Below are 16,063 nucleotides of genomic sequence, written 5' to 3'. Positions count from 1 at the left end.
GCCCCTGCGGGCGGGTGGGGGTTCAGGATCGGATGGGGGTCGGCCTCGGACGCCAGGCATGCCGAGAGTCGCGGGCTAGCGGTCCGCCACCCTCATCTCGAACCACGTTGTCTTGCCGCGTGGCAGCAGGTCCACGCCCCAGCGGTCGGCGAGTTTGTCCACCAGGAACAGGCCCCGGCCGCTGATGTCCATCTCCTGGACCGGCATCAGGCAGGGCAGGCCGCGGGAAGGGTCGCGGACCTCGATACGGATCCAGCCGCGGCGGTGGCGCATGCGGAGGCCGAAGACGCGAGCGCCGGTGTGGCGGACGGCGTTGCCGACCAGTTCGGAGACGAGCAGGACCACGTCCTCCGTCATCTTCGGGGTCAGGCCCCACTGGCGCAGCACCACCACCTGGGCCAGTCGCCGCGCCGTCGCCGCGGACTCGGGGCGGGACGGGAGCGGAACCTCCGCCTCCGTGGGATTGCCGAACAGCTCCAACACCTTGGAGGCAGCTTCGTCCTCGGCCGCCGGCGACCAGCGCGCCGCGGCAGCACGGCTGTGTCCCCGCGGCTGTTCGATACCCTCCAGCCCCGCCATGCCCCCATCATGGCCGTCGACAGGGCCGTCCGGGGCCGTTCCGGCGGAATACGCCCCCCGGAACCCCCCATTCCGGCGGACTCCGTTGGCATATGACAGTGGCAGTTCGGCGTCGCCCACAGCCCCTCCGACCTGCGGCGAAGGGTCTACTGCAGGCAATCGACGGGCTCCCTCGACAAGGCACGCTTAAGGTCGCCTTAAGGCTGCCATAAACCGCTCCATCGAGGGACCCGGATCAGACACCCCGTCAATTGCAAGTGATTCGGGGGAGTTTCGGGGCCGGACTTTTGCCGGGCCCGGTCTCGCCTATCGGCTCCCGCCGGCCGTCAGAGGAACTTCGCCTTGCCCGGACCCTCCTCCACGAAGCTCCGCATCCCCCGCTCCCGGTCCTCCGTCGCGAACAGCCCCGCGAACCAGCCCCGTTCCACCGCGAGGCCTGTCTCGATGTCCGTCTCCAAGCCCGTGTCGATCGACTCCTTCGCCGCGCGGAGCGCAATCGCCGGGCCCTGCGCCAGCTTCGCCGCCCAGGCGTGTGCCTCGGCGTAGACCTGGTCCGGCGCCACCACGCGGTCCACCAGGCCCAGCTCCCGCGCCTCGTCGGCCTTCACCATACGGCCCGTGAAGATCAGGTCCTTCGCCTTCGACGGGCCGATCAGGCGGGCCAGCCGCTGGGTGCCGCCCGCGCCCGGGATCAGGCCGAGCAGGATCTCCGGCTGACCCAGCTTGGCGTTGTCCCCGGCGATCCGGTAGTCCGCGCACAGCGCCAACTCGCAGCCGCCGCCGAGCGCGTAGCCCGTCACGGCCGCCACGACCGGCTTGGGGATCCGGGCCACCGCCGTGAACGACTCCTGCAGGGCCCGCGCGCGCAGGACCATCGCCGTGTGGTCCATGGCCTGCATCTCCTTGATGTCCGCGCCGGCCGCGAACACCTTCTCCCCGCCGTAGATCACCACGGCCCGTACGTCGTCACGACGGCCCGCTTCCTCGGCGAGTTCCTTGAGCCTGTCCTGGGTGGCGACGTCCAGCGCGTTCATGGGCGGGCGGTCGAGGCGGAGGGTGCCGACGCCTTCGGCGACTTCGAGATTCACGGTCATGCCAGCAGGTTAACGGGGACTAACGGAAACCGGTCCGGTGCGGTCCATCACACTCGGCCGGGGGTCTGGGGGTTGCCCCAGACAGACACAGCACGGGGACCAACGGCGACGGCCCCGGTTCCGTACCTGACATCCAGGCACAGCTCCGGGGCCGCAGATCGCCGTAGGCCTACGCCTTTCCTACGCCTTTCCTACGCCTTCCACTTCTCCCACGACATGTTCCAGCCGTTCAGGCCGTTCTCGGGAGCGACCGTCGCGTCGTTGGAGTTCTTCACCACCACCACGTCGCCGATCATCGAGTGGTTGAAGAACCACGCGGCCGGGGTGCCCTTGTCCCACGCGCCCTTGACGTCGCGCAGGCCGATGCAGCCGTGGCTGGCGTTGTAGTTGCCGAAGGCGCCGCCGCCCCAGTAGTTGCCATGGATGAAGGTGCCGGAGTCGGTCAGGCGGGTGGCGTGCGGGACGTCCTCGATGTCGTACTCGCCGTCGTAGCCGACGGTGTCACCGTTCATGCGGGTCTCGACGAACTTCTCGGTCATGACCATCTGGCCGTTCCAGGTGTCGTACCCGGGCTTGCCGGTGGTGACGGGGATGGTCTTGATGACCTTGCCGTCCTGCGTGACCTTCATCTTCTTGGTCTTCACGTCGACGATCGAGACCTGGTTGCGGCCGATGGTGAACGAGACCTTCTTGTCCTGCTCGCCGTAGACGCCGGGGCGGCCCTCGACGCCGTCGAGGTTGAGGTCGACGGTGACCTTGGTGCCTTCCTTCCAGTACTTCTCGGGACGGAAGTCGAGGCGGTCGTTGCCGAACCAGTGGCCCGCGACCTCGACGGCCGGCTCGGTCTTGATGGTGATCGCCTTCTCGACGTCCTCGGGGTTGGTGATGCCCCGGGTGAAGCGGAGGGAGAACGGCATTCCGACGCCGACCTTGGAGCCGTCCTCCGGCGTGAAGGTGCCGAGGAAGGTGTTCTTCGGGGTCAGGGTGGTGAAGTCGGCCTCCTCGGCCGCCTCCAGGCCCTCGGCGTCCTTGGCGACCGCGTGCACCGTGTACGCCGTGGCGGCGGCGAGGTGCGTGGACGGCGTCCAGGTGGCGCCGTCGCCGGATATCTTGCCGTCGATCGCGTTGCCCTTGGCGTCCTTGACCTCGACGTCCGTGAGCTTGCCCTTGGCCGCGGTCACCTTCAGCGCACCGCTGGTGTCGACGGACTTGGCGCCGTCGCCCGGAGCTATGGTGACGACGGCCTGGGACTTCTTGGCCTCGGCCGTGCCGGAGTCCTTGCCCTTGCCGGCGCCGGCCCCCGAGTCCGATCCCCCGCCCCCGCCACATGCGGTGACGGCGAGCAGCATCACTCCGGCCAGGGCCGCCATCCCCTTGCGCCGACGCCTGCCGCCCGCGTACACCGCGTCAACCGACGCCCCCGATATCGGCCGCACGTTCAAGTCCTTCTCCCCTTCCCCCCGGGCCCCAGGCCCTGTCGGACCTGGCCAAACCCGCTCCCCCGCGCGGCTGATCGCGCGCACCGGCGCATATTAACCACAAGGCCAGGGCGTCGACGCCGCGCGTTTGTCACCGTTCCGTTCCAACATCGGCAGATAGCCGGTTGGTCGAGCAACTCACCCCCCTGTCCTATTACTTCACCGCACTCCCCGCCTTCCACTCCTTCCAGCCCATATTCCATCCTCCGAGCCCATTGTCGGGAGCGACCTTTTTGTCGTTGCTGCGGACGACCTCGACGACGTCACCGATCAGGCTGCGGTCGAAGAACCAGCCCGCGGGCGTCTCGGAGCCGCCGCCCTTGACGTCCCTGAGCCCCACGCACCCGTGGCTGACATTGCTCCGTCCGAAGACCGAGGCGTCCGCCCAGTAGTTGCCGTGCAGGAAGGTGCCGGAGTCGGTGAGCCGCATGGCGTGCGGGACGTCCGGGATGTCGTACTCGCTCTTGCCGTTGGCCTTCTTGAAGCCGACCGTGGCGCCGTTCATCCGGGTCAGCTCGAGCATCTCGGTGACCACCATCTTGCCGTTGTACGTGGTGTTCTTGGGTGCGCCGGCCGTGATCGGCACGGTGGTGAGCAGTTCGCCGTCGCGCCGTACCTCCATGGTGTGCCGGGCCGCGTCGACCAGGGAGACCTGGTGGCGGCCGACGGTGAAGGAGAACGTCTTGTACTGCAGCCCGTACACGCCGGGCGCACCCTCGACGTCCCGCAGGCGCAGCGCGACGGTGACCTGGGTGCCGGGCTTCCAGTAGTGCTCGGGGCGGAAGTCGAGGCGGGCCCTGCCGAACCAGTGCGGGCGGATGTCCACGGCCGGCTCGGCGGTCACCTGCACGGCGCGCTCGACGGCGGCCCGGTTCTCGATCTCCCGGTTGAACTCCAGGGAGACGATCATTCCGGTGCCGACGGTGGAGCGGTTCTCCGGGGTGACGTATCCGATGAACCGCTCTTCGGGGACGTACGTGGTAAAGGTCGTGTGCCGTGCGCTGCGACGCCCCTGGCCGTCGACGGCCACCGCGTCGATCGTGTACTTGGCGGCCAGCGCAAGTCCGGGGTCCTCGGGCTCCCAGCGCCGGCCGTCCTCGGAGATGTGCCCGGGCACCGGGGACTCCTGGGCGTCCTGGGACTTGACGACCTCGACCGACTCCAGGCGCCCGCCGGCCACCCGGACGAGCAGCCTGTCGTCGGGGCGTACGCCCTTGCTGCGGTCGTCGGGCGTGACCCGGATGACGTCCTCGGGCGCCGGCGGTTTGCCCAGCATCTGGTCGCCGCCGCCGCCGTCCGCAGTGCAGCCGGCCACCCCGGCCAGCAGGCCGGCCCATGTCAGTACGGCGGCCAACACGGCCCCCGCGCGCCGCGCGCGCCCTTGTACGTGCCTCACGAAGACCCCAACGATCGGGGCGGCCCTGGGGAAACGTGAGTGCGAGCCACCCGGTGGGCAGAACAGTGGGGAGGACGACGCGACGGGGAGCCGCGGACGGGACACCGTGGGCTCTTCCTCCCCATTCGTGTGGTCCCTGAGCCGTGGGAGGCCGACAGGTGTCGAGCGCAGCCGAGCAGGAGGCGGTGGCCGGTGCGGTCGCCGCTGAGGAGGGGCGCCCGGCCGCCGTCGTGAACGGCGCGCGGCGCAAGGCCCCTGCCGTGCCCGTGTGGCCGGGCACGCCCGTGCCGCTCGGCGCCCGCTTCCGGGTCGGCCCGGACGGGGTGGCGGGCACCAACTTCGCGCTGTGGGCGGGGGGAGCGGAAGCGGTCGAGCTGTGTCTCTTCGACGAGCGCGGCGATGAGATCAGGGAGACGCGGGCCAAGCTCACCGAGCTGACGCACGAGATCTGGCACGGCTTCGTGCCGGGTGTCATGCCGGGTCAGCGCTACGGCTACCGGGTGCACGGCCGCTGGGACCCATGGACGGGCGGCCGCTGGAACCCGGCGAAGCTGCTCCTCGACCCGTACGCGCGCGCGGTGGACGGCGACTTCAGTCTGCCGCCCGAGGTGTACGGGCATGTCCGGGACTGGCCCCAGCAGCATGTCGCCGACACCGTGCGCGACGACCGGGACTCGGCGCCGTACGTCCCGAAGGGTGTCGTCGTCCACGATGACTACGACTGGGCGGACGACCGCCGGCCGAAGACGCCGTGGGCCGACTCGGTGATCTACGAGGTACATGTACGAGGGTTCACGAAGCTGCACCCCGGGATTCCGGAGGAGCTGCGGGGCACGTACGCCGGTCTCGCGCACCCGGCGGCGATCGAGCACCTGGTGAAGCTGGGCGTGACGGCGGTGGAGCTGCTGCCGGTGCACCAGTTCGCGCACGAGGACCATCTGCTGCGCAAGGGCCTGCGCAACTACTGGGGCTACAACTCCATCGGCTACTTCGCCCCGCACGCCGCCTATGCCGCCTCCGGTACGACCGGTCAGCAGGTCGGCGAGTTCAAGCGGATGGTCCACGCCCTGCACGCGGCCGGGATCGAGGTCATCCTCGACGTGGTCTACAACCACACGGCGGAGGCGGGCGAGCTGGGCCCGACGCTGTCGTTGAAGGGCATCGACAACCGGGGGTACTACCGGCTGCAGTCGGACGCGCGCCGGTACGCCGACTACACGGGCTGCGGGAACACGCTGCACGTCGTCCAGCCGCACGTGCTGCGGCTCATCACCGACTCGCTGCGGTACTGGGTGACGGAGATGGGGGTGGACGGTTTCCGGTTCGATCTGGCGGCCGCGCTGGCCCGTTCCATGCACGACGTCGACATGCTGTCGCCGTTCCTGGCGGTGATCGCGCAGGATCCGGTGCTGCGCCGGGTGAAGCTGATCGCCGAGCCGTGGGACGTGGGGTCGGGCGGATATCAGGTGGGCGCCTTTCCGCCGCTGTGGACGGAGTGGAACGACCGATACCGCAATGCCGTACGGGACTACTGGCGGGGCGCGCTGCCGGACGTGCGGGATCTGGGGTACCGCCTGTCGGGGTCCAGCGACCTGTACGCGTGGGGCGGGCGGCGGCCGTACGCCTCGGTCAACTTCGTGACCGCGCACGACGGTTTCACGCTGCGGGACCTGGTGTCGTACGAGCGCAAGCACAACGAGGCGAACGGGGAGGGCAACCGGGACGGGTCGAACGACAACCGGTCCTGGAACTGCGGGGCCGAGGGCGAGACGGACGACGAGCGCGTCCGGGCGCTGCGGCGGCGGCAGTTGCGCAACCTGCTGACGACCCTGTTGCTGTCGACGGGCGTGCCGATGCTGGTCGCGGGTGACGAGCTGGGGCGCACCCAGCGGGGCAACAACAACGCGTACTGCCAGGACAACGAGATCAGCTGGCTGGACTGGGGGCTGCTTCAGGAGCCGGGCTGGAAGGCGTTGTTCGACCTGACCTCCCGGCTGATCGAGCTGCGGCACCGGCATCCCGTGCTGCGCCGGCGGGCGTTCTTCTCCGGGCGGGCGCACTCGGCCGACGGGCTGCGGGACCTGGCCTGGTTCACGCTGCGCGGCTCGGAGATGACGGAACGGGACTGGTACGCGCCCGCCGCCACGCTGGGCATGTATCTGTCCGGGCGGGACATCCCGGGCCGCGACGAGCGAGGGGCGCCGATCCTCGACGACAGCTTCCTGGCCGTCCTGCACGCCGGGGACCGGCCGGTGAGCTTCGTGCTGCCGGGGCCGCCGTGGGCGCAGCGGTACGAGGTGGTCGTCGACACGTCGCGGGAGGAGCAGGGGGAGGCGCCGGGCGTGGAGCATCGGGCGGGGGCGGCGATCACGGTGCCGGCGCGGGCGGTGCTGCTGCTGCGGGTGCTCGACTGAGGGCGGTGCGCCGAGGGGCGGTTGCTGCGGGCGGTTTGCTGAGGGCGGTTTGCTGAGGGGGCGTTTCAGTCCCATGAACTCCGCGCGGGATTCCTGGTCATGGGGCCCGGCGCGCTGATCGACTGACGGGCATGCCTGAGATATCCCGCCGTGCCTTCGGTGGTCTCGTCGGCGGTGGCGCCGTGACCGCTGTCGCCGGTACGACCACCGCGGCCGAAGCCGCCGACGCCGTGGCAGCCGCCCCCGCCGAGCGCCCCTTCAAGGCCCGCCCCGCCGCCTCCGGCAAGCGCCCCAACCTCCTCGTCATCCTCGGCGACGACCTCGGCTGGGCCGACCTGTCCTCGTACGGCGCCCCGCACATCAAGACCCCGCACCTGGACCGGCTGGCCGGGCAGGGGGTGCGGTTCACGAACGCGTACTCCGGCTCCGCGACCTGCTCGCCGACCCGGTTCAGCCTCTACACCGGGCGGTATCCGGGCCGTACGCCGGGCGGGCTGGCCGAGCCCATCGCCGACCGGGCGCAGGGGCTGGACCCGAACCACCCCACGCTCGCCTCACTGTTGCGCAAGACGGGCTACGCCACCGCGCTGATCGGCAAGTGGCACTGCGGCTTCCTGCCCGACTACAGCCCCGTCAAGTCGGGCTGGGACGAGTTCTTCGGGAACTTCGGGGGCGTGCTGGAATACTTCTCCAAGCTCGGCCAGTTCGGCGAATACGACCTCTACGAGGGCGACGCCACCTACAAGGACCTGCGCTTCTACACGGAGATCCTGACCGAGCGGGCCGTCGCGTACGTCGGCCGGGACCATGACCGGCCCTGGCTGCTGAACCTCAACTTCACCACCCCGCACTGGCCGTGGCTCGCGGAGGGCGACGCGGAGACGGGCGCCGAGATCGAGCAGAAGATCCGCGCCGCGAAGAACCAGATCGAGATCGGCACCGCGCTGCGGCACTACGACGGCGGCTCGGTCGAGAAGTACACGCAGATGGTGCAGAGTCTGGACGCGGCCGTCGGCGAGGTGCTCGCCGCCCTGCGGCGTTCCGGGCAGGAGGAGAACACGCTGGTGCTGTTCGCCAGCGACAACGGCGGCGAGCGCTGGTCGTATCTGTGGCCGCTGAGCGGGGAGAAGGCCGCCCTGCTGGAGGGCGGCATCCGGGTACCGACGATCGTCCGCTGGCCGGAGCGGATCGACGGCCACCAGGTCAGCCATGAACCGCTGTTCTCCCCCGACTGGACGGCGACCCTGCTGGAGCTGGGCGGCGCCCGCCCCGACCCGGCGTACCCGCTGGACGGCACGAGCCTCGCCGGCTACCTGCTGCGGGGCGAGGAGCTGCCGGAGCGGGACCTGTTCTGGCGGGTGCGCGGCAATCGGGCGCTCAGGCGCGGCGACTGGAAGTACTACCAGGACGCCGACGGCACCGACCACCTCTTCGACCTCGGCGCCGACCTGCGCGAACAGGCCGACCTCGCGCCGGACAAGCCGAAGTTGCTGGCCGAGCTGAAGGCCGCGTGGGAGAAGGTCGACAGCACTCTCTTGCCCTACCCGGGCTAGCCCTCGGCGACGGGGTCGAGGCCGGTCACCCGGATCCGGCCCGCTCCGGGGACGCGCAGGCCCTCGACGCACTCGACGGTGATGGCGGCCCACGACTTACCGGGCAAGGTTGTACGACCCTCGAACACCAGGTCGTAGGGCCGATCCCGGTCCGGCCAAAACTCGGTGGGCAGTGTCAGTGGCGATCCGTAGGCTCGCTGCTGATGTCCACTACACGTGTCACCGCCGAGGACAGGTCGGATCGTTCCGCCGTACGTACGCTGCTGCGCCTGTGGCCGTACATCCGGCCGGTGCGTGCGCGGTTGTTCACGGCCGCGTTCGTGGCCGTGCTCGCCTCGTGTACCGGGTTGTTCATTCCGCTCGTCCTGAAGTGGATGGTGGACGGGCCCGTCGCCGACCGGGATCCGGCCGGTGTGTGGCTCGGGGCGCTGTATCTGCTGCTGCTCGGGCTCGGGGAGGCGCTGCTGTTCGGGCTGCGGCGGTGGCTGGTGGCACGGCCGCTGGCGGGCGTCGAGGCGGGGATGCGGGCGGATCTGTACCGGCATCTGCAGCGGCTGCCGGTGGCCTTCCACGACCGGTGGCCGTCGGGGCAGTTGCTGTCGCGGGGCACGACCGATCTGATGCTGCTGCGTATGTTCCTCGCGTTTCCGCTGACGTTCCTGCTGGTCAACAGCGTGACGATCCTCGTCGGCGTGATCATCATGCTGCTCCAGGACTGGACGCTGGGCCTGGTGATCCTCGCTCCCGCCGTGCCGATGATGGCGATGTGCTTCGTCTTCGAGAAGCGGTACGCCGCCGTGGCGCGGCGGGCGCAGGACCAGGTCGGCGATCTGACCACGGTCGTCGAGGAGAGTGTGCTCGGGATCCGGATCATCAAGGGGTTCGGGCGGCATCGCAGTCAGGCGCGCGCGTTCCGTGAGCTGTCGCGGACGCTGCGGGGCACGGAGTTGCGCAAGGCCCGGCTGCTGGCCGTCATCTGGGCGGTCATCGTGACGCTGCCGGAGGTCGCCATCGGGGCGGCGCTGGTGGTGGGGACGGTGCAGGTCGCCGACGGGGTGCTGTCGGCCGGCACCTTGGTGGCGTTTCTGTCGACGGCTCTCGCGCTGCGGTGGCCCGTGGAGTCGATCGGGTTCCTGCTGGCGATGAGCCAGGAGGCGGCGACCGCGACCGAGCGGTACTTCGAGGTGATGGACGAGAACCCCGAGGACCCGGGGGTCCGGGCAGCGGCGGACGACCGCGCCGACCTCGGACTGCGCTTCCACGACGTGCGCTTCCGCTACCCCGACGCCCCCACCGGCTCCCCTCCCGTCCTCGACCACATCGACCTGCACATCCGCCCCGGCGAGTCCATGGCCCTCGTCGGGGCCACCGGCAGCGGGAAGACCACGCTCACCGCGCTCGTGCCCCGGCTGCACGAGCTGACGTCCGGGCGGATCACGCTCGACGGCGAGGACATCACCGCGATGACCCGAGAACAGCTGCGCTCGCTTGTCGCCGTCGCCTTCGAGGAGCCCACGCTCTTCTCGGCCAGCGTGGGCGAGAACGTGCTGATGGGGGCCGGGGACGGCGCCGGGGGAGCCGAGTTGGCGCGGGCGCTCGGGGTCGCGCAGGCCGACTTCGCGCACGCGCTTCCGCAGGGCACCGACACCCAGGTCGGCGAGCAGGGCCTCAGCCTCTCCGGTGGTCAGCGGCAGCGGCTGGCGCTCGCGCGGGCCGTCGTCGGCCGGCCCCGCTTCCTCGTCCTGGACGATCCGCTCTCCGCGCTCGACGTGCACACCGAGGCCGCCGTCGAGGCCGCCCTGCGGGAGGTGCTCGCCGAGACCACCGCCCTCATCGTGGCCCACCGCCCGTCCACCGTGCTGCTCGCCGACCGCGTGGCCCTGCTCTCCGGCGGCCGTATCGCCGCCGTCGGCACCCACCACGAACTGCTGCGCACCAACGCCGAGTACGCCCATCTCATGGCCGGAGCGGACGGCACGGACGGCACGGACGGCACGGATGAAGCAGACAGAGCGGACGGAACCGGCGAGGAGGTCCACCGATGACGGCGCCCACCACGGCCGACGCCCCGGCCAAGGACAGCCCGAAGAACCAGTCCGGCGACGCCCGCGACCCCTTCGACCGCGATGTCCTGCCCACTCCCCCGGGCGCCACCACCGCCCTCCTGCGCTCCCTGCTCGCCCCGATGAAGGCCCGCGTCGCCTTCACCACGCTGCTCCTGCTGCTCCAGCAGGCGGCCGTCCAGGCGGGCCCGCTGCTCGTCGCGTACGCCATCGACGAGGCCGTACCCGCGTTCCGGCGCGCCGACCACGGGCCGATCATCGCCGTCGCGGTCGGCTATCTGCTGTGCGCCGCGGCCGCCGGGGCCCTGCAGTACGCGTTCATCCTCGCCTCCGCCCGCGTCAACCAGGACGTGCTGCTCGACCTGCGCGGCCGTATCTTCCGCCATGCCCAGGCCCTGAGCATCGACTTCCACGAGCGCTACACCTCGGGACGGCTCATCTCCCGCTCCACCACGGACGTGGAGTCCCTGCGCGAACTGCTCAGCGAGGGCCTGCAGGAGCTCGTCACCGTCATCCTGTCCTTCGTCTACATCTCGGCGATGCTGCTCTGGCTGGACCTGGGCCTCGGCGCGGTCGCGGTCGCCTCGTTCGTGCCGTTGTACGGACTCGTACGGCTGTACCAGCGGCGCGCCAAGCGGGTGTACCGGCTGCGGTCCACCGCCATCGCGGCCGTGATCGTCAAGTTCGTCGAGACCATGAACGGCATCCGCCCGGTGCGCGCCTTCCGTCGCGAGGCCGCCAACGACGCCGACTTCGCCGTACTCAACAAGCGGCACGAGCGGACCAACGGCGACGCGCTGCTGGAGATGGCCCGTTACGTCATCGGCTCGCGTCTGGTCGCCAACACGGCCGTCGCGGGGATCGTGCTGTGGGGCGCCTACCGGGTCGCGAGCGGTTCGCTGGCGCTGGGTGTGCTGGCGGCGGCGGTCCTGTATCTGCGGCGGCTGTACGACCCGATCGACCGCCTCGGCATGTTCCTCAACTCCTACCAGTCGGCGGCGGCCTCCCTGGAGAAGATCGCCGGACTGCTGGCCCAGACGCCGTCCGTGCCCGAGCCGTCCGCACCCCAGCAGCTCCCGGCACTCGAGTCGCGGCACCCCGGCCGCGAGGTCGTCTTCGACGGCGTCCGGTTCGGCTACCGCACCGGCGGCGAGGTGCTGCCCCGCTTCGACCTCACGATCCCGGCCGGGCAGACGGTCGCGGTCGTCGGCTCCACCGGCGCGGGCAAGTCGACGCTGGCCAAACTGCTCGCCCGGTTCTACGACCCCTCCGAGGGCCGGGTCCTGCTGGACGGGGTCGACCTGCGCGAGCTGGCCGTGCCCGAACTGCGGCGCGGGGTGGTGATGGTGACCCAGGAGGCGTTCCTGTTCTCCGGCACGGTCGCCGAGAACATCGCCATCGGCCGGCCCGACGCCACCCGCGAGGAGATCGAGCAGGCGGCGAAGGCCATCGGCGCGCACGACTTCATCAGCTCTCTCCCCGACGGCTACGACACCGACGTACGCAAGCGGGGCGGCCGTATCTCCGCCGGTCAGCGGCAACTCGTGGCGTTCGCACGGGCGTTGCTCGCCGATCCGGCCGTGCTGATCCTCGACGAGGCGACCAGCTCGCTCGACATCCCGGGCGAGCGGGCCGTGCAGCGCGCGATGTCGACGGTCCTGCACGGGCGTACGGCCGTCGTCATCGCGCATCGGCTGTCCACGGTCGAGATCGCGGACCGTGTGCTGGTCATGGAGGACGGGAAGATCGTCGAGGACGGGACACCGGCCGAACTCGTCGCGGGGACGGGCAGGTTCGCGGATCTGCACCGGGCGTGGCGGGACAGTCTGGCGTAGCCGAACGGCACGAGCACGGAACGAGGCACGGGGGCACGATGATCGACGCGTACGAGGATCCCGGCGAGCCCGACTGTCGCGGCGGCGCCCGGTATCTGTGGTGGCTGGTCACCCAGCAGGTGGGGCGGTCCGCCCTCGGGTCCCTGATCTCCGCCGTCTGGATGGTGCTGCTGGCGGCGACGCCGTATCTGCTCTCGCGCGCCGTGGACGAGGGCCTGGCGCCCGGTGACTACGCGGCGCTGGTCACGTGGACCGGTGTGCTGGCCGGGGTGCATGTGTTCAACGCCTGGCTGAGCATCATGCGGCACCGCACGATGACCCGGGTGCGGATGGACGCCCTCTTCCGCACCACCAAGGTCCTCGTCGGGCAGTCGGTCCGGCTGGGCGCCGCGCTGCCGCGCCGGATCGGGACCGGGGAGGTCGTCACCATCGGGGTGGGTGACGTCCACACGATCAGCAGCTCCTTGACCGTCATCGGCCCCGGTTTCGGCGCGATCGTCGCCTACCTCGCGGTAGCCGTGCTGCTGGTGTCGGTCTCGGTGCCGATCGCGGTCGTGGTGCTGCTCGGAATGCCGGCGATCGCCGTGCTCGTCGGCCCCCTGCTCGGCCGACTGCAAGGCACCGAGACCGAGTACCGGGAGCGGCAGGGCGTACTGACCGCACGGATCGCCGACCTCGCGGGCGGCCTGCGCGTCCTCAACGGCCTCGGCGGCAAGGACCTGGTCGCCGACGCCTTCCACCGCGACTCCCAGCGGCTGCGCGCGCAGGGGTACCGGGTCGGGGCGGTGACCAGCTGGGTGCAGGCGCTCGGGGTGGGGCTGCCGACGCTGTTCCTGGCGGTGGTGACATGGCTGGCGGCCCGGCTGGCCGCCCAAGGGGCCATCACGGTGGGCGAGTTGGTGTCGGTCTACGGCTATGTGGCGGTCCTGGTCCGCCCGATGGCGTTCGTCGTCGACATGGTCTACGAGGTCACGCGCGGCATGGTGGCGGCGCGGCGAGTCGTACGGTTCCTGCGCCTGGAGCCGATGCCCGACACCGGCAACCGCGACGCGCCCGCGGAGCCGGCGGCGCTGCACGACCCCGAGTCCGGGGTACGGGTGCTGCCGGGCCGCCTGACCGCCCTGGCCGCCGCGCTGCCGGCCGACGCCACTGCCGTCGTGGACCGCCTCGGCCGCTACGTCCCGTCAGCGGCGACCTGGGGCGAGGTACCCCTCAGCGAGATCGCGCTGCCGCAGCTGCGGGCCCGCATCCTGGTCGCCGACCACGAGGCCGACCTGTTCGCGGGCACGCTGCGGGAGCTGATCGCCGGCCACGCGGGCCCGGACGGCCCGGACGAGGCGGCCGTCACCAGGGCGGTCCACACGGCAGTCGCCGAGGACATCGTCCGGGGCCTGCCCGACGGCCTCGACACCCCGATCGACGCCCAGGGCCGCAACCTCTCCGGCGGCCAACGCCAACGCGTCCGCCTGGTCCGCGCGTTGCTGGCCGACCCCGAGGTACTGCTGGCGATCGAGCCGACGTCGGCCCTGGACGCCCACACCGAGGCACGGGTCGCGGAACGCCTGCACACGGAAAGACAGGGCCGCACGACGGTGGTGACGTCCACGTCCCCCCTGCTCCTGGACCGAGCGGACACGGTGCACTTCTTGGTCGACGGCAAGGTGGCGGCGACGGGCACACACCGCGAACTGCTGGACGGGGAGCCGGGTTACCGAGCGTTGGTGGCACGGGACGAGAACGCCGAGGAGGTTGTCAGGTGACGGAAGCTCAACGCCCTCCGGGGGCGCGGGGCCCTGTCCATACGCGGCTCCGCCGCGGGGCGCGACAAGCCACGAGGCACCCGCACCCGGCAGACGACCCCAAGTCCCGAGCTCTCCCCCGCCAAACCCTCCCCATCGCCGAGCCCCGAGACGTCCGTCAAGCCGCCCTCCGCCTGATCCGAGCCGACACCAAAGCCTTCACAGCCACCCTCGCCCTGAACTCCCTCGCAGCAATCGCCGGCCTGGCGAGCCCTTGGCTGGTAGGCCGCATCATCGACGAAGTCAGACGCGGCGGCGGTGTGACGGCCGTCGACAAACTGGCCCTGGCCATCCTGATGGCCGCAGCAGCCGAGCTGCTGCTGGCCCGTTGGGCACGGTACGTCGGCCACCGGTTCGGGGAACGGACACTGGCGCGCGTCCGCGAGGAATTCGTGGACCGCACCCTCGCCCTCCCCGCATCCGTCGTGGAACGAGCCGGCGCCGGCGACCTCACCGCCCGCGGCACCACAGACGTCGCCCTCGTCGGCACGACCCTGCGCGACATCGGCCCCGAGCTGCTGATCAACTCCGTACAGGCACTGTTCCTGCTGGCCGCGGTCATCACCCTGGACCCCTTGCTCGGCCTCTGCGGAGTACTCGGCTTCGGCGGCATCTGGTGGGCCTTGCGCTGGTACCTGCGCCGCGCCCGCGACGGCTACCTCGCCGAGGGCGCCGCCACCTCGGAGGTCGCGGAGATCCTCGCGGCGACCGCGACCGGCGCCCGCACGGTGGAGGCGCTGCGCCTCGAACGGCGACGCGTGGCGGCCGGCCGCGACGCGCTGGAGACCTCCCGCCGCACCCGGTTCTACACACTGTTCCTGCGCACCGTCTTCTTCCCGGCCGTCGAGGTGTCGTACGTCGTCCCCGTGGTGACGGTCCTGCTGCTCGGCGGCGTGCTGCTGGAGCGGGGCGCGCTGAGCCTGGGCTCGGTCGTGGCGGCCGCCCTCTATCTGCAACGGCTGAGCGAACCGCTGGACGAGATCCTGATGCGGGTCGAGCAACTGCAGAGCAGCGGCGCCTCGTTCGCCCGCGTGGAGGGCCTGGCCCGAGCCCCGCGGGCGACGGAGACCGACTCGCCGACCCCCGCGGACGACCGGATCGACGTGACCGGCGTGCGCTATGCCTACGACCGCGGCGGCGAGGTCCTCCGCGACGTCGACCTGACCGTACGGCCGGGGGAACGCCTCGCCGTCGTCGGCCCCTCGGGCGCCGGGAAGACGACCCTGAGCCGACTCCTGGCCGGCGTCGACGCGCCGACCGCCGGCTCGGTCACGGTCGGCGGCGTCCCGGTCGTCGCGCTCGGCCCGGAGCAGCTGCGCCGCCAGGTCGTCCTGGTCACCCAGGAGCACCACGTCTTCCTCGGCACGGTCCGCGACAACCTCCTGATCGCCGAACCGTCCGCCACGGACGAGGAGCTGTGGGCCGCCCTCACCGCGGTCGGCGCCGACACCTGGGTGCGGGAGCTGCCCGCCGGTCTCGACACGGCGCTGGGCGACGGAGGCTGCCGTACGGACGGCTCGCAGGCCCAGCAACTCGCCCTCGCCCGCGTGGTGCTGGCCGACCCGCACACCCTGATCCTCGACGAGGCGACGGCCCTGCTCGACCCGGCGACCGCCCGCCACACCGAGCGCGCCCTGGCCGCCGTACTGCAGGGCCGCACGGTCATCGCCATCGCCCACCGCCTGCACACCGCGCACGACGCGGACCGCGTGGCCGTGATGGAGAACGGCCGCCTCACCGAGCTCGGCACCCATGACGACCTGGTCGCGGCGGACGGGGCGTATGCGGCGCTGTGGCGGTCGTGGCACGGGGAGCGGCCCGCCTCGCCCGGAACGGCGTAGGCCTGAACAGG

General features: G+C 71.3%; 10 protein-coding genes. 6 read left to right on the top strand and 4 right to left on the bottom strand.

The genetic code is table 11. The features are described 5' to 3' along the window. Window positions 1-75 precede the first annotated feature (75 nt). From ACTMVF_RS38655 to ACTMVF_RS38640, 4 genes are all read right to left on the bottom strand, one after another. The gene (locus tag ACTMVF_RS38655; protein WP_441275766.1) at window positions 76-579 is read right to left on the bottom strand and encodes an ATP-binding protein; all 504 of its coding nucleotides are present in this window, start codon (window positions 577-579) and stop codon (window positions 76-78) included. A 326-nt stretch (window positions 580-905) separates the two neighbouring features. Next, the gene (locus tag ACTMVF_RS38650; RefSeq protein WP_128437360.1) at window positions 906-1,673 is read right to left on the bottom strand and encodes an enoyl-CoA hydratase/isomerase family protein; all 768 of its coding nucleotides are present in this window, start codon (window positions 1,671-1,673) and stop codon (window positions 906-908) included. 191 nt (window positions 1,674-1,864) lie between these two features. Continuing rightward, window positions 1,865-3,115 carry a L,D-transpeptidase gene (locus ACTMVF_RS38645; protein ID WP_441275765.1) on the bottom strand — a complete coding sequence of 417 codons (1,251 nt, stop codon included), beginning with the start codon at window positions 3,113-3,115 and terminating at the stop codon, window positions 1,865-1,867. Between the two features lie 190 nt (window positions 3,116-3,305). Then, on the bottom strand, window positions 3,306-4,547 hold the full coding sequence (locus ACTMVF_RS38640; RefSeq protein ID WP_441275764.1) for a L,D-transpeptidase: 1,242 nt from the start codon (window positions 4,545-4,547) through the stop codon (window positions 3,306-3,308). Window positions 4,548-4,705: 158 nt separating this feature from the next. Here ACTMVF_RS38640 and glgX point away from each other — a divergent pair, with 158 nt between their 5' ends. The 6 genes from glgX to ACTMVF_RS38610 all read left to right on the top strand — a co-directional run bounded on the left by glgX (window position 4,706) and on the right by ACTMVF_RS38610 (window position 16,052). Further along, entirely contained in the window at window positions 4,706-6,961 is a 2,256-nt protein-coding gene (gene glgX / locus ACTMVF_RS38635) for a glycogen debranching protein GlgX (RefSeq protein WP_441275763.1), read from the top strand. A 131-nt stretch (window positions 6,962-7,092) separates the two neighbouring features. After that, window positions 7,093-8,514: a sulfatase family protein gene (locus ACTMVF_RS38630; RefSeq protein ID WP_441275762.1), complete on the top strand. Its 1,422-nt coding sequence runs from the start codon at window positions 7,093-7,095 to the stop codon at window positions 8,512-8,514. Between the two features lie 203 nt (window positions 8,515-8,717). Beyond that, the gene (locus ACTMVF_RS38625; protein WP_441275761.1) at window positions 8,718-10,559 is read left to right on the top strand and encodes an ABC transporter ATP-binding protein; all 1,842 of its coding nucleotides are present in this window, start codon (window positions 8,718-8,720) and stop codon (window positions 10,557-10,559) included. Further along, on the top strand, window positions 10,556-12,412 hold the full coding sequence (locus ACTMVF_RS38620; RefSeq protein WP_441275760.1) for an ABC transporter ATP-binding protein: 1,857 nt from the start codon (window positions 10,556-10,558) through the stop codon (window positions 12,410-12,412). Before ACTMVF_RS38625 ends, ACTMVF_RS38620 begins: the two co-directional genes overlap by 4 nt. Window positions 12,413-12,450: 38 nt before the next feature. Further along, window positions 12,451-14,172, top strand: coding sequence for an ABC transporter transmembrane domain-containing protein (locus ACTMVF_RS38615; protein ID WP_441275759.1), 1,722 nt, complete (start codon window positions 12,451-12,453; stop codon window positions 14,170-14,172). A gap of 134 nt (window positions 14,173-14,306) precedes the next feature. Next, window positions 14,307-16,052, top strand: coding sequence for an ABC transporter ATP-binding protein (locus ACTMVF_RS38610; RefSeq protein WP_441275846.1), 1,746 nt, complete (start codon window positions 14,307-14,309; stop codon window positions 16,050-16,052). Window positions 16,053-16,063 lie beyond the last annotated feature (11 nt).

This window comes from Streptomyces sp. SD31 (assembly GCF_052068475.1).
In the GTDB taxonomy this organism is placed as follows: domain Bacteria; phylum Actinomycetota; class Actinomycetes; order Streptomycetales; family Streptomycetaceae; genus Streptomyces.
The sequence above is the reverse complement of the archived record's forward strand: the minus strand, read 5'-3'. Positions and strand labels throughout refer to the sequence as shown.